Genomic DNA, 19,959 nt, shown 5'->3' with positions numbered 1-19,959 from the left:
ATCATTTTCCTCTCCACGGCGCGCGGCGCCGCTCGATGGCTTGCAGTAGGCGATCCATGAGCAGGGCCGTCACACCAATCACGATGATGCTGGCGATGGTCAGCGCGGTATTCAGCTGGGTGCCGGAGATATAGGCCAGGCCGCCGATGCCGGGTATGCCGTCATTCATCTCCGCGGCCACCACGGAGGCCCAGGTCATTGCCAGGGCCAGGCGGATACCGTTGAGCACCTCCGGCAGGGCGCCGGGAATGGTCACGCTGCGGAATACCTGCCAGCGCGAGGCTCCCAGGGTGCGCGCGGCGAGCGCCCAATCCTGCTTGACCCCCACGATTCCCGAAAGCGTGCTGGCGGTGACCACGGAGAAGGAGGTGAGAAAGAGCAGCACCACCTTGGATTGATCCCCGATGCCAAACCACACGATGAGTAGGCCGATGTATCCCAGCGGCGGGAGCGCCCGCAGGAAGCTCAGGTAGGGCTCCACCAGGGCGCGCACCGTGGGCCGGGCGGCAAGCAGGCCGCCGAGCAGCACGCCGACGATCACGCCTACACCTGCGCCCACGAGGATGCGCTGCACGGTGGCCAGCAGGTGCTGCCACAGGAAGTACCCCTGCACCCCGCATTGTCTGCGCGCGCTGCCCTCCCCCAGCGGCACGCAGCGGTTGGTGTCGATGAGTTGGCGCGCCACGTCTCCGGGGGCGGGCAGCACCACGGGGTCAATGCCGCTCAGCCGCGTTATGGCCCACCACAGCGCAATGAGGGCGGCAAAGGTGCCTGTTTGCAACGCACGCAGGCGCATCTTGGTCATGGGTGAATCTCTTTTCCTACAGTTGCGGGCCGAGTTCCGGGGCCTGCCCCGTCACATAGGCCCGGCCCAAATGAGCTAGTTTCTCCCTGCGCCGCTCGTGCAGGGTGTGGGTGCGCAGATCACGCCAGTAGCGGTCGTGCCCGTCATTCGCGGCAGCGGCCCGGGCACCCAGGAGTTCATAGGTACGGCTGGCCACCTCCACGGACACCTCGCTCACCAGCGTTTTCGCCGCCGCCACCCCCAGCGCGGCCTCCGCAGCCCCCAACTCACCCGCCCAGAGCTTATCGACGCCGCTGCCGGCCTTCTCCAGTACCGCCTCGGCGGCGTAGCGGCGAGATTGCAGCTCCCCGGCCAGGTGGAAAGTCAAAGCGTCATGCTCCCCGCCGCGCAGGCGAGCGAAGGTCTCGTCGAGAGCGGCGGAGAGCAGGCCGACGTCGATAGCCGTGTGGAGCAACTGGGCGAAGGCGCCGTAGCCGGGCAGCGCGAGGGCCTGGGGGAAGGAGTACGCATCGGCGGGGCTAAAGGGGGCGTCGGCAAGCACCACCGTGCCGGAGCCAGTGGCGCGCTGGCCGAGGGCGTGCCAGTCATCGCGAATCTCGATGCCCGGCGCGCTGACCGGGAGGAAGATACCCAGGCTGGGTGCCTCCTCCCCCGGCCTGCGGGCGGTAATGGCGAGGTAATCCGCGTGGAGGGAGCCGGTGCAGAAGTGCTTGGTGCCGTCCAGCCTGCCCTCGTGGGCCAGCACCGGCCCCTGGGGTTCGGCCTGGGCATTGGCGATGAGTTCCCCGGCCAGCAGGCGGCGGGCCCAGAGTTCCTGGCGCTGCGGCTGCTGGCTAAAGAGCCAACGGCTAAACACAAAGTGGCTCTGGGGTATCTGGGCCAGGGAGCCATCGGCGGTGGCCAGAATACGCAGCGCCTGCGCGATCTCCGAGGGTGCCCACCCCGGCCCGCCCAGGTGAGCGGGCACCGTGGCGGCCAGAAGCCCGGAGGAACGCAGCAGGGCCACGCCCTCCTCCCCTTCCCGCACCCGCGCGGCTACTTCGGCGGCGAGTTTCGCAGCAGGTTCAGCGGCACTCATCGCGCCCCCACCAGGGCGGGGCTGGTGGGCCTGATGATCTCCCGTCCAAAGCGCTGCACCTCCTCGTCTACGTGCAGGAACCCACACAGCACCAGGTCCACTCCGGCCAGGCGCAGTTCTTCCAGGCGCTCTTCTATCTGCTCCGTGGTGCCGATGAGCCCGGTCTTAAAGCCATCGTTGTACTGCACCAAATCCTCAAAGGTGGAGTTGGCCCACATGCCCTTGCCATCGGCGGTGGACTGGCCCGCCTCGCGCACGGACTCGCGGAAACCCTCTACCGCTTGGCGGTCGGCATGAGCCACGATCTCGCGCAGCCGCTCCTGGGCCTCGCGCTCGGTATCCCCGATGATGACGAACCCATTGACCCCCACCTTGGTTTCCCGGCCCGCGGCCTCGGCGTGGCTCTTGACCTCGGCTATTTGCTCCCGAAGATCGGCCAGGCTCGCGCCGTTGGTGAAGTACCAGTCCGCGTAGCGGCCACCGTTGCGGCGCGCGGCGGTGGAGGTGCCGCCCTGGAAGAGTTCCGGGATCACCCGCGGCTGCGGGCGCAGGGTGTAATCGCTGATGCGGTAATAATCGCCCTCAAAGTTCGCCGGGGCCTCGCTCAAAATCCCGCGCAACACCTGCAAGAACTCCGCCGAGCGGCGGTAGCGTTCCTCGTGGCTGAGCCAGGGCTCACCGAACTTATCGAACTCATCGCGCAACCACCCGGACACCACGTTGAGGGCAAAGCGCCCGCCGTAGAGTTCGCTGGCGGTGCTCGCCAGGTTTGCCAGCACCGCTGGTTGCCAAAAGCCGGGGTGTACGGCGGCGATCACCTTTAACCTCTCGGTGGCCTCTAGCAGCGCGAGGGAAAAACTCACCGATTCGTGCTGATACTCCGCCCCATAGGACCCTAGGTAGCGCACCTGAGTAAGAGCATAATCAAAGCCAGCCTCCTCGGCGTGCCGGGCCAGGGTGCGGTTATAGTCAATGCCCCAGTCCGTGCGTTGTTCCACGGTGGAGGTCACCAGACCCCCGGACACATTGGGCACCCAGTAGGCGTATTGCAGATTCTCAGTAATGCGTGCGGTAGACATCTCTATTCCTTCCAAGCGGGTGCCACGGTGGTGATCTGGGAGCCGTGGAATACCAGGGGCGCGGCGGCGAGGAACTCGGTGGCGTCGAGTACCTCCAACACGGACAAAACGTGATCGCCGGTATCCACCTCCGCGTGGAGGCGGGTGCGCAGGTGGGCGCAGGCGGCGTCGAGAAGCACCGCGCCCTCGCTTTCCTGCCAACCAAGATTGGCAAAGCGTTGCGACGCCGGGCCCGCTATCTGGCGCACCACCTCGCGGTGGTCCTCCGTGAGTACGGAAATGCCCAGGGACCCAGCGCGGCGCAGCAGCGGCCAGGTGGAGGAGGTCTTTTGGATACTCAGCCCCACCAGCGGGGGTTCTAGGCTCAGCCCCACGAAGGAACCGCAGATCATGCCAGCGGGAACGCCCTCAACCAGGGCGGCCACCGCCGTAATCGAGGTGGGAACGTGGGCGAGGATCGTGCGCAGGTGCGTGGCGTGGAGGGCGGGGGAGGTCATGGGATTGCTCCTTACTTATGAGCGGGGATTCAGCGGGAGAGGAAGGGCACGGCGAGGTCGCGCTCGGCGTCGGCGGAGGCGCTGTGCGAGGGGGCGTCGGCAGGCCCCGGCCGGTTGGCCACCTGATAGCCGAGGTCATGCAGGGCCGGAACCACCCCCTCGCCCACGGCAAAAGCCTCCTCCAGGTGCGGGTAACCGGAAAGGATGAAGTGCTTGAGGCCGAGGTCGCGGTACTCCGCGATTCTTTGGGCCACCTTGGCATGCGAACCCACCAGGGCGGTACCGGCCCCGCCGCGCACCAGGCCCACCCCGGCCCAGAGGTTCGGGGAAACCTCCAATACGCGGGCGTCGGCACCGCTGCTATAGGTTGCCCCCTGGGAGTGAAGTTCCGTCATGCGCCGCTGCCCCTCGGATTGGGAGCGCGCCAGCCCGGCCTGAATAGCGCTCACGGTGTGCGGATCGAGCTGGTCAAGCAGACGCTGGGCCTCCGCCCAGGCCTCCTCCTCGGTATCGCGGGCTATCACGTGCAGGCGGATACCGTATTCCAGCTCCTCGGCTCGGCCCACGGCAGCGGCCTCCGCGCGCACCCGCTCGATCTTCTCCGCCACCTTCTCTGGGGGCTCGCCCCAGGTGAGGTACACATCGCTACGGCGGGCCGCCACCTCGATGCCGGGGCGGGAGGAGCCACCGAAGTACACCGGGGGAACCACCTGGGGGCGGTTGCGCAACTGCGCCCCCTCCACGCGCACGTGCTCGCCGTGGAAGTCCAGGGGCTCGCTGCTGTGCAAGAGGTGATCGGTGACCTGAAGAACCTCATCGGCCCGGCGGTAGCGCTCTTCCTTGCTCAGATAATCGCCATAGGAGCGCTGCTCGTGGTCCTCGCCGCCCACCACCACGTTCACGGCCAGCCGCCCACCGGAGAGATCCTGGAAGGTCTTAATCTGCTGGGCGATGATGGTGGGGCTGACCAGTCCGGGGCGCAGAGCCACCAGGAACTTCAGGCGGCTGGTGCGCGCGATCAAGGCGGCGGTTACCAACCAGGATTCCTCGCACCACTGGCCGGTGGGGGTAAGCACGGATTCAAAACCGTTCTGCTCAGCAGCCAAGGCCAGTTGGGTGAGGTAATCCAGAGTGGCGGCGCGCTCACCCCGGTGATCCCCAGCGCCGTGCCCTCCAGACATGATTCCCCGGGAATCCCCGTAGGTGGGCAGGAACCAATGGAGTACTACGTCGCGGTCATTGCGTGTGGTCGTGGTCATAGTTACAAGTAGACCACACGGTCTTGCTCAGTGCGCACCCTTCCATTCATGTTGAATAAAACCACGCCTCCCACACCTCCACACCACGCCCATTTTCGCACGATAAAGCCAATAAATAGCAAAGTTGCCCCCACTAAAGAAGAGAGAAATAAAATAGACCCTTCTGTCTATGACGCACACCAAGACACGCTAAGATAGGCCCATGAGCACCCCCGCCGCCAGCGCAGACCCCGGCCTGCGCTTCACGCTGCCCAGCACACCGGTGGCGCGGGTATTCCACCAGATCCGCACCCTGCCCAAGGCCACCCGCAGCCACCTCCGCGATACCCTCGGCTATTCCCAATCCAGCGTGACCCGCCACGTGCTCACCCTTATGGAAGCCGGGCTCGTCGAAGAAGGCTCGGCCCGCCACGAGGAATCCCACACGGGCCGCCCCGGCAGCACCCTGCTTCTCGACGGCCGCCACCTCATCCTCTGGGGAGTACACGTGGGGGTGCGCAGCACCGTGCTCGTTATCAGCGACGGCGCCGGGAGAATCCTGCGCGAGCGCACCCTCGCGCTCGTCATGCCGGAACACGACGCGGAAGAATCTCTCCACCGCATAGCGCAGGCCCTCAAAAACCTGAGTTCCGGGCTCCCCGCTCCCACGGGAGTGGGCGCCATCTTTTCCACCCACATCGACGAATACGGGGTTATCACCTCGGACATATACGGCTGGCGGGACGTTCCCGCCGCAGCCCTGCTCAGCGAATATCTGGGCCACCCCCTCCGCACCGCCACGGGCGTGACGGCTATGGCGGCCACGGAACTGCTCTCCCATCCCCTCAGCGAGCAGGATTCCCCGGCCCACCAGGGCGCAACCCTGTATTTTTATGCCCGCGACGTAGTGGCACACTCCTGGTTATTCCACGGGGCGGTTCATCGCCCCGCTCAGGGCCGCTCCCCCTTTGGCTACCTCGGCCAGCACACTCCGCATGGAACCACGAGCAGCACCACCGCCTTCCCCTCCCCGGAACTCACCGGCCTGCCCCACATTCACCCGCTGGGCAATACCAGCGTGCTCTACTCCGCTCACTCCCACGGCATTGCGGCGCGGGACTTCGAGCACCTGGTGCACCTATCTCAGCGCGATCCCCTAGCCAGGGAGATTTTAGATTCCAAGGCGCGGCTTTTAGCCAAGGTGCTTCGGGTAGCCGTGGACGTGGTGGACCCCGATTCCCTGGTGCTCGCCGGGGAGACCTTTACCCTGGACCCGGACGGCCTCCATCTCATTGCGGAGACGCTGAGCGATCCGGGGCGCTCACCCCAGCCCCACCAATTGCGGATTCAGCGGGCCAATAAGGACATTCTGCGCAGCGCCGCGCGCCTGGTGAGCCTCTATGAACTTTGGACTAACCCCCTGGGTGCCCTCTCATAGCCCCGCGTAGAACTCCTCTAGGCGATCCACCACGATCTGCGGCTGCCTGGCCCAGCGATTATGCCCCAGGCCGCCCGCTAATTCCCCACATTGAATCTGCGCCGCCGGAAGGTGCTCGGCCAGGGAGCGCGCCGAGGCCTCCGGGCAGGAATCATCATTATCGAAGTAGCACAGCAGCACCGGCAGCTTCACCTGCGCCAGCGCGGCCGGATAATTCACATCGGCCCCGGAAAGATCGGCGTAGGTATTCCGCCACGCCAACTTTCCCCACTCCCACATGTGCCTGCCCGCCTGGCGCCCGTAGTGGCTGGGGTCCCACCCGGCGATCTTCCCCGGCCAATAGCCCAGGACCTTGCCGAATCCGCCCATCAGCAGCGTGCCGGTCCTGATGCGCCGCCGCATGGGCGTCGGAAAGCTCGGCAGGTACGGGGAGCCACTGCCCACCCCCATCATGGCGCGCAGGCCCAGCTCCCGGGCCTCGGGCCGCGCCAGGAAAAGCACCCCGATCTGCCCGCCCATCGAGTGCGTGAGCAGCACCGTGGGGTGGGCCATCGGCAGTTCCAGGTGCTCCTTCACCGCGCGCAGGGTGAGCGGGTAATCCTGCGCGGCAAGGTCGTGGTAGCCCCAGTTATTGCTTCTCGACGCCCTCGCGGTGCTCTCCCCGTGCCCCCGCAGCTCTCCCACGGCCACGGGATAGCCGCGCCGGTGCAATTCCTCCGCCAGCGGCCGATAGTACGAGGCTCCCACACCCAAACCCGGCCAGATCATCACCAGCGGTTTGCTCAATTCACCCGCCCACACCAGGGCCGGAGAGCGATCTCCAGAAGGCAACGGTACCCAGACAGTTTCCTGCGTCATTCCCTCATACTAAGGGATACAGCACAGTATCATCTGGGTTTTATGGCTATGACTCTCCGGCTCACCGCAGAACAGGACCGCGCGCTGAGTCTGCTCTCCCAGGCACAGGGGTGCAGCAAGCAGGAAGCCGCCGTGCGCGCCATCCTCGCGGCCGCCGCAAGAACGCTAGACGACGCCCACGTGACCCAGCTCGCCCGCGAATCCCTCAACGAATACTTGGACGCCGAACGAAGGCTGCGCCCATGAGGGGATTGACCTTTGAGCAAATGGTCATCATTGCCGATGAAATCTGTGCACGCACCGAGGCACGCATACGCAGTTATCCGGCCCTGGCCTCTTGCGCGGCCATTACCCGTGCGCGTTTACGAGGAATACCTTTATATCCCAATGTGACTCAGATGACGCGCGGCGTGCACGAACATATCCGCGCTTTGCGCCCGCTGACCTCTTACAACGATGTGTTTTCCCATGTGGTCACCGATATTTTGCATGACCTTAACGCGGAGCAATCAGGCTCACACCATTAATGAGAGCGATATTCCAGGCAGTCGGCGTGACAAGCGCGAGCTGGGCGTGTACTATTCTGTGCAGTATCTCTGACTGTTTTTCGACTCAAAAAGGATGAAACATATGCGCAAGCGCGTTTCCGCCGCTGCTATCACCATTGCGCTCTCCGGTTCCGCCCTGGTGACCCCGCTGGCTATCGCCGAAGAAGAAGAGCCCACCGTAGCCGTCGTTGAGCCCACCGAGGATGAGGTTGCCGAGGAGGCCGTGACCGAGGTCGCCGCCACCGTCGAGGAAGCCAACGAGGACGCAGCTCCCGCCCAGGCCGTGCGCGCCGCCACCTCCGATGATGCTGTTGACCTCTCCTACGGGGACAACAACAAGCTAGAGGTTCCCTGGAACTCTGAAAAGGAGTTCGAGGTTGAGGGCAACCTTCCGAAGAACGTCAAGTTCATTGCTCCCGATGACACCATCGATGGCTGGGACTTCAAGATCGACGAAAAGACCGGCAAGCTCACCATCAAGGCCGATGCCAGCCGCGCCGCCGGCTCCACCCTCACCCTGCCCGTTCTGGTGAACACTCCCGGCAAGTACACCCAGATTGACCTCACCGTCACCGTAGTGAAGGGCGAGACCTCCCCCTCCGATGACGTGGCCCTGGAGTACCCCTCCGAGTTCACCGAGATCGCCCCCGGCGATTCCGCCACCATCGAGCCCACCATCACGGGCACGATCCCCGAGGGCACCAAGTTCATCATGAACAAGAAGAACGCCGATGACTGGACCTTCGAGATCGACGATAAGGGCGTGGTGACCGCCACCCTGCCCAAGGACGCCGAGCTGGGCCGCACCTGGACGATGGGCGTGATTGCCTCCTTCCCCGATGGCAGCAGCCAGGAGTACAAGGTGCCGGTGAAGGCCGTGGCCTCCGAGGATTCCCCCAGCAAGACCCTGGAACTGAGCTACGCCGACATTGAGGTTCCCTTTGGCGGCGAGGCTACCGCTCCGATTGAGGTAAAGGGCGGCGAGCTGAAGGACGCCACCTTCGAGCTCGTCCACGAGTCCTACGCTGGCCTGGACTTTGCCGTTGACTCCGCCACCGGCGAGCTGACCGTCAAGGCCGGCGAGGCCAAGCGCGGCACCGGCGTGTGGGTTCCTGTGAAGGTGACCTACTCCGATGGCTCCGTGGCATACGCGACCTTCCACGCCACTGTGGGCGCTCCCGAGAAGCCCCTGGCCGAGGACGCCAACGTTGAGCCCGCTTATGCCGACTCCGAGGTGGCCGCTGGCGAGTCCGTGGAGATCGCTCAGACCGGTTCCCTCCCCGAGGGCACCGCTTTCATCGCCCCCACCACCGACGGCACCGATTGGACCGTTGCTGTGGACGAGAACGGTACCGCCACTGTGACGGCACCTGCTGGTGCCGTTAAGGGCTCCAAGCTCTTCGTCCCGGTGATCGTGAAGTACGCTGACGGCTCCCGCGAGACCGTGCGCTTTGTGGTGACCGTGAAGTAACGGTTTCCTCCACGAGGATTCACTATTGACCGCCGCGCTCAGCGCGGCGGTTTTTTCATGCCCACGCACTTGTTACCCTCTGTTTTATGCGGTACACTTGTGATCGTTGTGGTTGCAGTTAATTCTTGTGGTGGAAGAGCCGCAACTAATAAGCGATTTCTGTAGTTGAGAAACCCCATTGTTGGAATATCAACCGCGGGAATCGCCTTTTTTCATTCCGCTATTTCCAGGAGACACCCATGACCACCCTCAACCCCATCCTTGAGGAACCCCAGCGTTCCTCGGCTATTAAAGAACTTTCTTCCTTCGCAGAAAATACCGCCGAGAAGCAATCCGGGATCACCGGAATGACGATCAAGACCGGACTCAAGACCGCCCGCAAGATGGATGCCAATATCGTGGAGCGCGGCGTGAATCGTCTGCTCCCCGATACCGTAGAGGCCCTCAACCCCCTCTGGGCAGAATACAACCAGAACGATTCCCAAGAAGGCTTTGGCGAATACCTCGCCGCGCACTCCACCCAGGCCACCGATGCACTCCTGGCGGTGGGCGATCGCCACGCCGAAAAACTCGGCGGCTCGCTCGGCAGCGCCTACTCCGCCCTTCGGGGCAAGGCCAGCAAGATTATTGCCCCCACCCTGCCGGAATTAGGGGCCATCCTGGAACGCCACGCGGCCTAACCTGGCCTAAAGGGCAATATAGCGCGTATCCAAGTATGCTTCTATCCCCTCGGTGCCGCCCTCGCGCCCAAAACCGGACTGCTTAATCCCACCAAACGGTGCCGCGGGGTCGGAGATGGCACCGCGATTGATCCCCACCATTCCGGCGCGGAGATTCTGCGCGAGGTACCGGGCGCCGTCCAGGCTACTGCTAAAGCCATAGGCGGCCAAGCCAAACTCCGTATCGTTGGCCCGCGCCACCCCTTCTTCTAGGTTTTCGCAGGTGGTGATGGTGGCCACTGGGCCAAAGATCTCCTCGCGCAGAATCCGGGCTCCCTCCGGCACGTTCACCAGCACCGTGGCCGGATAAAACCAACCCCTCCCCTCCGGTTTGTTGCCGCCCATCACAACCTGGGCTCCCTGCTCCACGGCCTCATCCACGAGGCTGGCAATCTTATCGCGCTGCTTGCGCGTAATCATGGGGCCCAAAGTCACCCCTTCATCCAGGCCATTGCCGCAACGTATTTTCCCCATCTCCGCGCTGAGCCGCTGGCCGAACTCCTCAGCTATGGCCTCATGCACGATGAAACGATTGGCGGCAATGCAGGCCTCGCCCCCATTGCGCATTTTGGCCTGCATAGCGGCCTGAATCGCTAAGTCCATATCCGCGTCCTCGGCCACCACAAAGGGAGCATTGCCCCCTAACTCCATAGAATGACGCAATAGATTATCGGCGGATTGACGCACCAATTCCTTGCCCACCGGAGTAGAACCCGTGAAGGTAACCTTGCGCAGGCGAGAATCCGCCATGAGCGCCGAAGACACCTCGGAGGCCTTAGTGGTGGGCAGAATGGAAACCAACCCGGAGTATTCCTCCGGCAATACCTCGCTGAGGATTTTACCCAGGAAAAGCAAGGTCAGCGGGGTTTCCGTGGCGGGCTTGACGAGGATGGGGCAGCCCGCCGCCAGGGCCGGAGCGATCTTCCGCGTGGCCATAGCCAGTGGGAAGTTCCACGGGGTAATGGCCAAAACAGGCCCCACTGGAGTACGGGTTACCAGGATGGACCCGCTCCCGGAGGGCGCCTGCTGAAAACGGCCCGGCCACCGCACGGCCTCCTCGGCAAACCAGCGGAAATACTCGTTGGGATAATCCACCTCGCCCCGGGATTCCACCAAGGGCTTACCCATTTCCAAGGTCATAATGCGGGCAAAATCCTCGCGATGCTCTTGCACAGCGTGGAAAACTTCGCTGAGCAGCCGCGACTTTTCGCGCGGGGCAACCTCCGCCCAGGCCTGTTGTGCCTGCGTGGCCGCCGCGAGGGCGTCGAGAGCATCTTCTACTCCGGCATCGGCCACCGTGGCGATCACCTCCTCCGTGGCGGGATTATGCACGCCAAAGGTGGCTCCGCTGCGCGCGGGGCGCAGGTGGGTCCCTATCCATAGGTCGGTGGGGGTGGTGGAGGGCAACAGGGTACTCAGGTGTGTCACGGCCCCCACTGTACGCTCGGTGATATGAAGGCTTTATTCCGCACGCTTCTCTTTGGTGGCCTCCTGGGTGAGATTGCCTTGGTTTCCCTCACGCTCGCCGGATATAACCCGGCCACCTGGATTTACCTGCTGATTCTTGGCTTCGTTATCCTTGCCCTGGGGATTCTCTTTGGTTCCCTGCTGCTGAGTACCCGCAAAAAAGGCTCCTGGTTACCCGCCATTGAATCCACGGCCACTCGCTTTGGGGTGCCCGCCAAGGTTTTGAGCTATTGGGTATCCGAGGTGCTCATGCTCCGCAGCCTTTTCTCCCGCGCACCCAGCGGCGAGACCTATAGCTATTCCCGCCCGCTGCGGATCATCGTCTGGGCGATCAGCCTGCTCGCCATCGTGGAAATAACGGTGGTGCACCTGCTCTTTTCCTCTACCACCTGGGGCGTCATCCTGGCAGTGCTCAGTGTTTATGGGCTCCTGGTGCTCCTGGGCTTTTATTCCTCCCTGCGCACCCAGCCGCATAGCGTGAGCGCGGAGGGAATTATGCTGCGTTCGGGGCGTCGATTCCAGCTCTTCCTACCCTGGGAGCACATTGCCCGCGCCGGTGCCCAAAGGCCTGGCGACGGCCCGAATATCGAGGTCAGCGAGGAAGGGTTCTGCCGCCTGCCGGTGCTCAACCAGGTCAATACCGTGATTCACCTTTCCGAGCCCGCCACGGCCCGTGACCTCTTCCTCGGTGAGGTCACCGTGAACGCCGTGGAGTTCTGCTGCGATGACCGCGAGGCCTTCCTTGAACGCATCGCGGCGGAGGCGGCCTAGACCGGAACCCGCCTAGACGTCGAGGAAGCGGACGTCCTTGGCGTTGCGGGTAATGAAGGAACGGCGGGCCGTGACGTCATCGCCCATGAGCACGGAGAAGAGCTCATCGGCGCGCTGGGCATCGTGGAGATCCACGCGGCGCAGGATGCGGGTGGTGGGATCGAGGGTGGTCTCCCACAGCTCGTTGGGGTTCATCTCACCCAGACCCTTGTAGCGCTGGATGCCGTCATCCTTATTGATCTTGCGGCCCTCGCCCAGGCCGGCGGCCAGTTGCTCATCGCGCTCCGCATCGGAGAAAGCATAGCCAGGCTCGCCCTTCTGCCACTTCAACTTGTACAGCGGCGGATTAGCCAGGTACACGTGGCCCTCATTAACCAGGTCGGGCATGAAGCGGAAGAGCAGCGTGAGCAGCAGGGTGGCGATGTGCTGGCCGTCCACGTCGGCATCGGCCATGAGCACGATCTTGTGGTAACGCAGCTTGGAAATATCGAACTCATCGTGGATACCCGTGCCCAGGGCCGTGATGATGGCCTGAACCTCGGTGTTCTTGAGCACCTTATCCAGGCGAGCCTTTTCCACGTTGAGGATCTTGCCGCGCAGCGGCAGAATCGCCTGGTACATGGAATCGCGGCCGCCCTTAGCGGAACCACCGGCGGAGTCACCCTCCACGATGTAGAGCTCGGACTTCATCGGGTCCTTGGAACGGCAATCCGCCAACTTACCGGGCAGGCCACCCAGATCGCCCGCAGACTTACGGCGCACCATCTCCCGCGCCCGGCGCGCCGCCAGGCGCGCCTGAGAGGAAGAGATCGCCTTGTTCACGATGACCTTGGCCTCCGCGGGGTTGGCCTCAAGCCAGTGTCCCACGTGCTCGTTGGTCATGCGCTGCACAAAGGAGCGCACCTCGGTATTGCCCAGCTTGGTCTTGGTCTGGCCCTCAAACTGAGGATCGCCCACGCGCACGGAGATCACGGCGGCCAGGCCCTCGCGGCAATCCTCGCCGGTGAGGTTACTGTCCTTGCTCTTGAGCATGTTGTGCTCGCGGGCGTACTTATTCATCAGGGAGGTCAGCGCGGAACGGAAGCCCTCCTCGTGTGTGCCACCCTCGATGGTGTTGATGGTATTGGCAAAGGTGTGCACCGACTGGTTAAAGCCGGAGGACCACTGCATAGCCAACTCCACCTCGTGATCCTCCGCCTTGGCGTCGAAGGAAACGATGGAAGGATGAATGGGGTTCTTGGACTTATTGAGGTGATTGACGTAATCCTCTAGCCCATTGGGGTAGTGGAATACGCGCTTCTTCTCCCGCTTCTTCGGCGTGGCCTCCTCGGCCTCCACCGCGGAATCAATCTCATCGAGGGAGGTGGCACTCTCCCCGGCCTCCGCGAGGGCCTCAAGCTCTACTTCCTGCTCGGTGGCGCGCTCGTCGATAAGCGTAATGGTGAGGCCCTTGTTGAGGAAGGCCATCTCCTGAAGACGCCGGGAGATGGTCTCATAATCAAAGGTGGTGGTCTCGAAGATTTCTGCGTCCGGCCAGAAACGGATGGTGGTACCGGTGCCGCGGGCGTTGCCGCCCTCCACCAACTCCTCCGGGATGGCGCGGGTGAAGTCCTGCTCCCAGTGCTTGCCATCGCGCTTGATGCGGGCCTCGACGCGGGTGGACAGGGCGTTCACCACGGAAATACCCACGCCGTGCAAACCACCGGAAACGGCATAGGAATCGGAATCGAACTTGCCGCCGGCGTGCAGCTGCGTCATGACCACCTGGACGGTAGGCATGCCGGAGGCGTGCATCTCTACGGGGATACCACGGCCATCATCGACAACCTGGACGCCGCCATCGGCCAGCAGCGTGACCTCCACCTTGGTGGCATAACCGGCCATCGCCTCGTCCACGGAGTTATCCACGACTTCCCACACCAGGTGGTGCAGGCCGCGTACACCCGTGGAGCCGATGTACATGCCGGGCCGCTTGCGTACGGCTTCAAGCCCCTCAAGGATGGTGATTGATGAGGCGCCATATTCGTGTTCGGTGGTAGCCACGTGAAACGTGCACTCCTCGTAAATTAAAGGGTTCTAGACCGTTTCATTCTACACGCACGTACCCCGCCCCGGAACTACACCGTCGGTGCGCCGCAGCGGCCTTCTGAGTGGGTTATGGGCTTTTGTGGCTGTGCCTCACGGTGTTTTGTTGTGGGTTGTGGGGCTTGGCTGTGGGCTCGGTTTCGCTGTGCGCCTTGGCTTAGCCGTAGGTATCGCGCGGGCCGCGACCCGCCACATGCAGCGCCCCGTGCCGCCACGACGGAGCCTTGGGGCCAAAAATCTTCAATTCCGTGATTCCGTCCGGCCCTACCTTGACGGCGATAGTGCGCAAAATCTCGCGCTGCATCATGCGCAGATTAGTAGCCCAGGCCGTAGAATCGCAGGAAATAAAAAGCGTGCTGCCTTTGAGCATTTCCACCTTGGTGTGGGCGGCAATCTTCTCCCCCACCAATTCCGGCCAATTTCCCGTAACCCAGCCGCCGGCGATCTCCCGCGTCCACCCGCGGTGTCGAATCTCCCGGTTCATAATGCTGCCCAGCGTATCGACGTCCCGACGCCGCGGGAGCCTGCGACCGTCCGGACCGGTGGGAATACCACGCTTCTTTTTCTCGGTGCGGTTTTGCTCTTTGCCCGGCTTATCCTGCTCACCCTGCTTATTTTGTGGCTTTCCCAGGCCCGGTACCCGTACCTGTTCCCCCTCTTCACTTAGTTCTTGGGAATAACGGGAAGTGGCGCGCGGCCTTTGACGAGAAAGATCCGGCACCACACCATTGCGTTTGAGCGCGGCGGCACGCATAGCCTCAAAAGCCTGGTTAACGGGATCATTCAGCATGGGGAGCCTCGCGGTGATGCTGGTCGTGGTGCTTTTGGGACTCTTCTTGGCTCTGTTCCTGGGACTCTTGTTGCTCTTGCGCGGGAAGTAGCACGGAGACGCGGGTGGCCGCCCCCTCAATTTCTTGTACTCCGATGCGGTGCTCCGCCACGATCTTCCCGCTGAGGTTTGCTGGTAAATCCTCATCGACAGCCGCCGTGATAAGCACCTGCTCCACCTCGGAGGCTAATTCCACGAGTTTTCTACGCCGCTGAGCATCGAGCTCGGCAAAAACATCATCGAGAATAAGAATCGGATCAGAACCCTCACCACGCAGCAAAGAAAACTCACCAAAACGCAAGGCGATGGCAAAAGACCAAGTTTCTCCGTGGCTGGCAAAGCCCTTGGCGGGTTGCTCGCCCAGGAGTAATTCCAGATCATCGCGGTGCGGCCCCACAAGAGACATGCCACGCTCAATCTCACGTTGCCGCTGCGCACCTAATTGCGCGAGCATGGTGGCCTCCACGAGGGCATGAGGTTCTGCTTTATCCTCTTGGTCATATTCCTCGGGATCGCCCAGTACCCTCACCGTGCTCCGGTATCTCAGAGAAGCTGGGCGGGACTCCGGGGCCAGGGAGGCATAGGCATCGTGGACCTCCGCGTTGAGGCTGCGCACGAGTTCTTCCCGCGCCACGATCACCTGCGCACCCAAGTGAGCCAGTTGACCATCCCATACATCCAGGGTGGCTAAGGCAGCCGCGCCCTCTTCCGAGGAATAACCTCGGCGCAGCGAGGATTGAGCGGACTTCAACAGTGCGTTGCGCTGCTTCAACACCTTGTCATAATCCGCCTTTACCCCCGCTAAACGAAGGGAACGGGTGGCAATGATGTCATCCATGTAGCGGCGACGTTCCGCAGGCTCGCCGCGAACAAGGGCAAGGTCCTCGGGAGCAAAAAGCACCGTGCGCACCACACCCAGCATCTCCCGCGGACTTTTTAAGCGAGTGCGATTGATCTGCGCCTGATTGGTGGAATGGGGCTTGATGAGCAGATGAGCGGTGAGTTTCCGGCCCTGATTAATCGCGGTGGCCGAGACCCTCGCGTTATGGGCGCCCACCCGCACCAAGGGGGAATCGTGATTGACCCGGTGGGAAGAAAGATGGGCCAGATAACCCACCGCCTCCACGATATTGGTCTTGCCGAAGCCATTGCGCCCCACAAAAAGCGTGACTCCGGGATTGAGCCGCAAGGACAGCTCCGGCCAAGAGCGAAAATCTCGCAGGGAAAGTTCAGCGATATACATTCCGCTCCTTTCCGGTTCTTTCTGGCCGAGTGCATGGACTCAATAAACCTCAGCCTGCGATTCAGTATCGTTGATCGCGCTGGCCCCTACTTTGTGCCCCACTGTTGCTTCCCGGCGGCCTTATTGGTGGAACTGTGGTGGGGCTGCTGTGGGGTTGTGGCAGAGTATTTTTATCGCCCGCTTATCGTGCTCGCTCCACACAACCCCTGTGGCATAGCCCCAGCCCTAGCCCGCGGACTACTTTCTTGGTCAGCCCACTTAGTTCGGCAGCCGCACCGGCATGAGCAGGTACGTGAAGTAACTATCCGGGGTGGGGAACTCCCCTTCCTCATTGGCCTGCGGCATTTCCTCGGGCTCGGGAATCATAATCGCCGGACGGGAAGGCTCGGTGAAGCCAAAGACCACCCGCTGCGTATTCACCACGGCGAGACCATCTTTGAGGTAACCGGGATTGAAAGCGATGAGCAATTCCTCGCGTCCCTGGAAAGTACAGGGCACCACTTCCTCCGCATGGCCGGAATCATTACCACCGGCGGAAAGAATCACCTGGCCCTCGGAGAATTGCATGCGAATCTGCGCATTGCGATCAGTAACCAGGGAAACGCGGCGAATAGCCTCCTGAAGCGGGGCAATCTCTACCAGCGCCATTGAGGTGTGGCTCTTGGGGAGCAAAGGCTGAACGTTGGGGAACTCGGCGTCGAGCAGGCGCGTGGTGGTTTCCCGATTATCGGTGTGGATACCAAAAAGCCCCTCTCGGCCTACCTGATCCTCGGTGCCCACGGCGAAATCAATGTGGTCACCTCCCTGAGCATCGAGCGTGCGCGCATTATCGAGCAGGGTCTTGGCCGGAATGAGGAGGTTCACTTCCACGGATTCCGAGGAAGGGTTCCATTCCACGTTGCGCAAAGCCAAGCGGAAGCGGTCGGTGGCGGTGAGGGTCATGTTTTTACCCGTGGCCTTCATGTTCACACCCGTGAGCATGGGCACCGTATCGTCCTTGCCCGCTGCGGCGGCTACCTGGGTAACAGCTTCGGTGAACAAACGAGGATCAATGGTTCCCGTTACCTCCGGCAGAGTGGGCAACTGCGGATAATCGTCCAGGGGAATCAAGGGGAGTTCAAAGCGCGCCTGGCCGCAAGTCATAAGCACCTTAGCGCCATCGACAGTCATGTCTACCTGCTTATTAGGCAACGATCCCACGATTTCCGCGATGAGCTTGCCGGCCACGGCGATGCGACCGGGATTCATCACCTCGGCGGAGAGGCGCACGCGGGTGGAAATTTCATAATCGAAGCCCGCGAGCTCTAGGCCATCGTCATCGGCGGTAATCACCATTGCGCGCAGCACGGGTTGGGTGGGCTTTGAGGGCAAATTACGCGCTACCCATGCGACGGCGTCTCCGAGGTCGTCTTTTGCTACTCGGAAGGAAACCTGCTCTGACTCCATGTTTCTTTCAGCTCCTTGACCACAACGCGTGATTCCGATGGACGTGCGGAAAAATCACACGATCCCGTGCCGCGTGAGTGGCGTCGCCCGCGCAGCGAATAACAACATCTCCAAAGTACCGGGAGACGCCCCAGGGAGGGCAACTCTTGTCATTCATTGAGCGGCGTCCGCGCGGTGGCGCGGAGCGCTTGGAGAGCAGAAGTTTTGTCATTTCCTCACACCCCCTCTTTCCTCTAGGTAAGTACAAGAAATGAAAGAGCAACAGCAGTAGGTCCTGTGCACTCTGTGGATGAGGTCATGAATGACAAGGTAGCGGCCAAGATTTGAGGTGTGAAGCCTGCTGTGGAGCATCTGTGGATAAATCGGGGTGGGTGTGGATAACTTCGGGCGAGTGGTTTTTATCCCCATCGAGGGCTTCTTTGTACACAGATCTTCCACAGTGCTCAGGGGTGTTATTCACATGGCTTTGGGGTGTTGGTCGAGTGTGTCAAGGTGAGGAAAGTCATGGAGTTACATTCTTGTAATTACACAGCTGTGGATAACTCTGTGGACAGTGTGGACAACGGGGTTTTGCGCTGCTCAAAGGCGGGTTGAGGTGGAGAAAAGCCATGAAACGGCTGTGGTGAGGTTTGTGTCATTCGCTTAGGCGCCCATAGCGGGATGGAACAGAGAAACGCAGAGCGGCGAGCGCCTAACCCTTCTAAGGGGATAGACACCCGCCGCTCTGCGGTGGATTAACTAGGTAGAACCCTAAATACTGCGCCCCCGAGACTTGATGATCTGGGTGAGTTGATGAATCTCATCGTAGGTATCTTGTTTTTCTTGCATTTCCTTGCGGATCTTGCGCTCCGCGTACATCACGGTGGTGTGGTCCTTTCCACCGAACTGAGCACCGATGCGTGGCAGGGAGAGATCGGTGAGTTCGCGGCACAGGTACATGGCCAACTGGCGGGCATGGGAGACGGCGCGGGTCTTACCGACACCACAGAGGGCGTCGGTAGTAATGCCGAAGTACTCGGCGGTGACCTCGATGATGGTGGTGGGGGTGATCTCGACGTCGGAAGCCTCGGGAAGAATATCGCGCAGGGCGATTTCTGCGGTCTGCATATCAATGGGCTCATTAATGAGCGAGGAATAGGCAGATACGCGGATGAGCGCTCCCTCAAGCTCGCGGATAGAGGATTCAAAACGCGAGGCGATGAGTTCTAATACGGAACGATCCACCTGGGTGCCATCGGCTTGGGCCTTTTTCATCAAGATGGCGATGCGAGTTTCCAAGTCCGGCGGCTGAATATCCGCGATAAGCCCGGCTTGGAAGCGGGTGCGCAGGCGATCTTCCAGGGTGGTGAGTTCCTTGGGCGGGCGGTCCGAAGACAGGATGATCTGCTTTTCTGCCTGGTGAAGGGCATTGAAGGTGTGGAAGAACTCTTCCTGAGTGCCCTCCTTGCCTTGGAGGAACTGAATATCGTCCACCATGAGAATATCCAGGTTGCGGTAGCGCCGCTTAAAGGATTCCTGACGGTCATCACGCACGGAATTGATGTAATCGTTAGTGAACTCCTCGCTGGATACGTATTTGATCCGCAAGGTGGGTTGCAGCAATTTGGCGTAATTGCCCGCGGCGTGCAGGAGGTGCGTCTTACCGAGTCCTGATCCACCGGAGATAAAGAGCGGGTTATAAGCGCGGGCGGGGTTTTCCGCCACCGCCACGGCGGCGCTATTGGCAAAGCGGTTGGAAGAACCGATCACAAAGGATTCAAAGGTGTATTTGGCATTGAGAGAGTTCTCACGATTAGGGTCGTGAGCAGGCTTTTCACGCGGTAGGCGTTGCGCCGTGGAGGCCTGGGGCTCCTCGACAACCGTTTGCTTGGGGCGCAGAGGAGGCTGAGCCGGGGCATGGCTCGTTTGCCATTCCTCGCTGCTGCGGTAATAGGGGCTGCTGCTTTCCGACGCCGCCGGGGGCTTTGTTTGTTCCGCGGTTTGCTCTGCGTGTGGAGGAGTCGTGGGTGTGGGCTCGGGAGTCGGTTCCAGAGGGGCCTCTTTACTGGCCGCGCCCGCCTTTTGGGGGTCCACGCTGACCGCTAAACCACAGGGTTGGTTCATGCGCTGAGAAAAAACCTGGGTGATATATCCACCCAGCTCGTCCTCAACCACGTCTTTTGCCATTTTGTGTGGGACGGCAAGCAGCACGTATCCCTGGACGATGGTGATGGGCTGGGCCAGCTTCAAAAATGCCTGTTGCCTGGCCGTGAGGGTGGGAATAGCGGAGTCGGGAAGGTTTGCTTGGTACAGCAGGTCCCTCATTACCTCGTGCCATGTGCGTTGAAGCGCCGCGGCGTCGTCCGTCACTAGATCTTCGTCCTTTAGTTTCTGCGTATGTTCTTGTG

At 61.9% G+C, this 19,959-nt stretch carries 18 protein-coding genes; 6 read left to right on the top strand and 12 right to left on the bottom strand.

The annotated features are described in order from the left end of the window. Window position 1: 1 nt before the first annotated feature. Genes Clow_RS00445 through Clow_RS00425 form a run of 5 tightly spaced genes read right to left on the bottom strand, consistent with a single transcriptional unit; the run spans window position 2 to window position 4,718 of the window. Window positions 2-805 carry an ABC transporter permease gene (locus Clow_RS00445; protein WP_055174791.1) on the bottom strand — a complete coding sequence of 268 codons (804 nt, stop codon included), beginning with the start codon at window positions 803-805 and terminating at the stop codon, window positions 2-4. Between the two features lie 16 nt (window positions 806-821). Continuing rightward, the gene (locus Clow_RS00440; RefSeq protein ID WP_055174789.1) at window positions 822-1,883 is read right to left on the bottom strand and encodes an acyl-CoA dehydrogenase family protein; all 1,062 of its coding nucleotides are present in this window, start codon (window positions 1,881-1,883) and stop codon (window positions 822-824) included. Beyond that, the gene (sfnG, locus tag Clow_RS00435; protein WP_055174786.1) at window positions 1,880-2,962 is read right to left on the bottom strand and encodes a dimethylsulfone monooxygenase SfnG; all 1,083 of its coding nucleotides are present in this window, start codon (window positions 2,960-2,962) and stop codon (window positions 1,880-1,882) included. The genes Clow_RS00440 and sfnG overlap by 4 nt, the downstream gene beginning before the upstream one ends. A gap of 2 nt (window positions 2,963-2,964) precedes the next feature. Then, window positions 2,965-3,459: a flavin reductase family protein gene (locus tag Clow_RS00430; RefSeq protein ID WP_055174784.1), complete on the bottom strand. Its 495-nt coding sequence runs from the start codon at window positions 3,457-3,459 to the stop codon at window positions 2,965-2,967. A gap of 29 nt (window positions 3,460-3,488) precedes the next feature. Next, entirely contained in the window at window positions 3,489-4,718 is a 1,230-nt protein-coding gene (locus tag Clow_RS00425; RefSeq protein ID WP_055174781.1) for an LLM class flavin-dependent oxidoreductase, read from the bottom strand. 202 nt (window positions 4,719-4,920) lie between these two features. Here Clow_RS00425 and Clow_RS00420 point away from each other — a divergent pair, with 202 nt between their 5' ends. After that, complete coding sequence (locus Clow_RS00420; RefSeq protein WP_055174778.1) at window positions 4,921-6,135, top strand: MarR family transcriptional regulator; 1,215 nt, start codon at window positions 4,921-4,923, stop codon at window positions 6,133-6,135. Here the strand turns inward: Clow_RS00420 and Clow_RS00415 are convergent. After that, window positions 6,130-6,993: an alpha/beta fold hydrolase gene (locus Clow_RS00415; RefSeq protein WP_055174775.1), complete on the bottom strand. Its 864-nt coding sequence runs from the start codon at window positions 6,991-6,993 to the stop codon at window positions 6,130-6,132. The genes Clow_RS00420 and Clow_RS00415 overlap by 6 nt on opposite strands. A 42-nt stretch (window positions 6,994-7,035) precedes the next feature. Here Clow_RS00415 and Clow_RS00410 point away from each other — a divergent pair, with 42 nt between their 5' ends. The 4 genes from Clow_RS00410 (at window position 7,036) to Clow_RS00400 (ending at window position 9,692) form a co-directional block, all read left to right on the top strand. Further along, a complete protein-coding gene (locus tag Clow_RS00410; protein ID WP_055174774.1) occupies window positions 7,036-7,239 on the top strand; it encodes a hypothetical protein in 204 nt (67 codons plus the stop codon). Continuing rightward, window positions 7,236-7,520, top strand: coding sequence for a TetR family transcriptional regulator (locus Clow_RS11580; RefSeq protein ID WP_156334487.1), 285 nt, complete (start codon window positions 7,236-7,238; stop codon window positions 7,518-7,520). Before Clow_RS00410 ends, Clow_RS11580 begins: the two co-directional genes overlap by 4 nt. A gap of 103 nt (window positions 7,521-7,623) precedes the next feature. Next, window positions 7,624-9,012, top strand: coding sequence for a YPDG domain-containing protein (locus tag Clow_RS00405; RefSeq protein ID WP_055174772.1), 1,389 nt, complete (start codon window positions 7,624-7,626; stop codon window positions 9,010-9,012). Window positions 9,013-9,251: 239 nt separating this feature from the next. Next, a complete protein-coding gene (locus Clow_RS00400; RefSeq protein ID WP_055174770.1) occupies window positions 9,252-9,692 on the top strand; it encodes a DUF6918 family protein in 441 nt (146 codons plus the stop codon). Window positions 9,693-9,698: 6 nt separating this feature from the next. On the opposite strand, the gene Clow_RS00395 is transcribed toward Clow_RS00400, so the two are convergent. Continuing rightward, window positions 9,699-11,159, bottom strand: a complete 1,461-nt coding sequence (locus Clow_RS00395) for an NAD-dependent succinate-semialdehyde dehydrogenase (RefSeq protein WP_370871887.1) — start codon at window positions 11,157-11,159, stop codon at window positions 9,699-9,701. Between the two features lie 24 nt (window positions 11,160-11,183). Here Clow_RS00395 and Clow_RS00390 point away from each other — a divergent pair, with 24 nt between their 5' ends. Next, window positions 11,184-11,969 carry a hypothetical protein gene (locus tag Clow_RS00390; protein WP_055174767.1) on the top strand — a complete coding sequence of 262 codons (786 nt, stop codon included), beginning with the start codon at window positions 11,184-11,186 and terminating at the stop codon, window positions 11,967-11,969. 12 nt (window positions 11,970-11,981) lie between these two features. On the opposite strand, the gene gyrB is transcribed toward Clow_RS00390, so the two are convergent. The 5 genes from gyrB to dnaA form a co-directional block, all read right to left on the bottom strand. Continuing rightward, window positions 11,982-14,012, bottom strand: a complete 2,031-nt coding sequence (gyrB, locus tag Clow_RS00385) for a DNA topoisomerase (ATP-hydrolyzing) subunit B (protein WP_055174766.1) — start codon at window positions 14,010-14,012, stop codon at window positions 11,982-11,984. Window positions 14,013-14,211: 199 nt separating this feature from the next. Continuing rightward, entirely contained in the window at window positions 14,212-14,844 is a 633-nt protein-coding gene (locus Clow_RS00380) for a DciA family protein (RefSeq protein ID WP_055174763.1), read from the bottom strand. Continuing rightward, window positions 14,834-16,126 (bottom strand): DNA replication/repair protein RecF, encoded by a 1,293-nt coding sequence (gene recF / locus Clow_RS00375; RefSeq protein ID WP_055174760.1) that lies wholly within the window; start codon window positions 16,124-16,126, stop codon window positions 14,834-14,836. Before recF ends, Clow_RS00380 begins: the two co-directional genes overlap by 11 nt. 258 nt (window positions 16,127-16,384) lie before the next feature. Continuing rightward, on the bottom strand, window positions 16,385-17,572 hold the full coding sequence (gene dnaN / locus Clow_RS00370; protein ID WP_055174757.1) for a DNA polymerase III subunit beta: 1,188 nt from the start codon (window positions 17,570-17,572) through the stop codon (window positions 16,385-16,387). A 750-nt stretch (window positions 17,573-18,322) separates the two neighbouring features. Beyond that, window positions 18,323-19,921, bottom strand: a complete 1,599-nt coding sequence (dnaA, locus tag Clow_RS00365) for a chromosomal replication initiator protein DnaA (RefSeq protein ID WP_055174754.1) — start codon at window positions 19,919-19,921, stop codon at window positions 18,323-18,325. Between the last annotated feature and the right edge of the window lie 38 nt (window positions 19,922-19,959).

The sequence above is a fragment of the Corynebacterium lowii genome (assembly GCF_001412085.1).
GTDB lineage: Bacteria > Actinomycetota > Actinomycetes > Mycobacteriales > Mycobacteriaceae > Corynebacterium > Corynebacterium lowii.
Note: the sequence above shows the minus strand (reverse complement) of the source record. Positions and strands in the feature narration are given on the sequence as shown.

Coding starts and splice junctions, on each gene's coding strand:
- Clow_RS00400 (WP_055174770.1), top strand. CDS start 9,252: ATGACCACCCTCAACCCCATCCTTGAGGAACCCCAGCGTTCCTCGGCT.
- Clow_RS00410 (WP_055174774.1), top strand. CDS start 7,036: ATGGCTATGACTCTCCGGCTCACCGCAGAACAGGACCGCGCGCTGAGT.
- Clow_RS00425 (WP_055174781.1), bottom strand. CDS start 4,718: ATGACCACGACCACACGCAATGACCGCGACGTAGTACTCCATTGGTTC.
- Clow_RS00430 (WP_055174784.1), bottom strand. CDS start 3,459: ATGACCTCCCCCGCCCTCCACGCCACGCACCTGCGCACGATCCTCGCC.
- dnaN (WP_055174757.1), bottom strand. CDS start 17,572: ATGGAGTCAGAGCAGGTTTCCTTCCGAGTAGCAAAAGACGACCTCGGA.
- Clow_RS11580 (WP_156334487.1), top strand. CDS start 7,236: ATGAGGGGATTGACCTTTGAGCAAATGGTCATCATTGCCGATGAAATC.
- recF (WP_055174760.1), bottom strand. CDS start 16,126: ATGTATATCGCTGAACTTTCCCTGCGAGATTTTCGCTCTTGGCCGGAG.
- sfnG (WP_055174786.1), bottom strand. CDS start 2,962: ATGTCTACCGCACGCATTACTGAGAATCTGCAATACGCCTACTGGGTG.
- Clow_RS00380 (WP_055174763.1), bottom strand. CDS start 14,844: ATGCTGAATGATCCCGTTAACCAGGCTTTTGAGGCTATGCGTGCCGCC.
- Clow_RS00405 (WP_055174772.1), top strand. CDS start 7,624: ATGCGCAAGCGCGTTTCCGCCGCTGCTATCACCATTGCGCTCTCCGGT.
- Clow_RS00420 (WP_055174778.1), top strand. CDS start 4,921: ATGAGCACCCCCGCCGCCAGCGCAGACCCCGGCCTGCGCTTCACGCTG.
- Clow_RS00390 (WP_055174767.1), top strand. CDS start 11,184: ATGAAGGCTTTATTCCGCACGCTTCTCTTTGGTGGCCTCCTGGGTGAG.
- Clow_RS00415 (WP_055174775.1), bottom strand. CDS start 6,993: ATGACGCAGGAAACTGTCTGGGTACCGTTGCCTTCTGGAGATCGCTCT.
- Clow_RS00445 (WP_055174791.1), bottom strand. CDS start 805: ATGACCAAGATGCGCCTGCGTGCGTTGCAAACAGGCACCTTTGCCGCC.
- Clow_RS00440 (WP_055174789.1), bottom strand. CDS start 1,883: ATGAGTGCCGCTGAACCTGCTGCGAAACTCGCCGCCGAAGTAGCCGCG.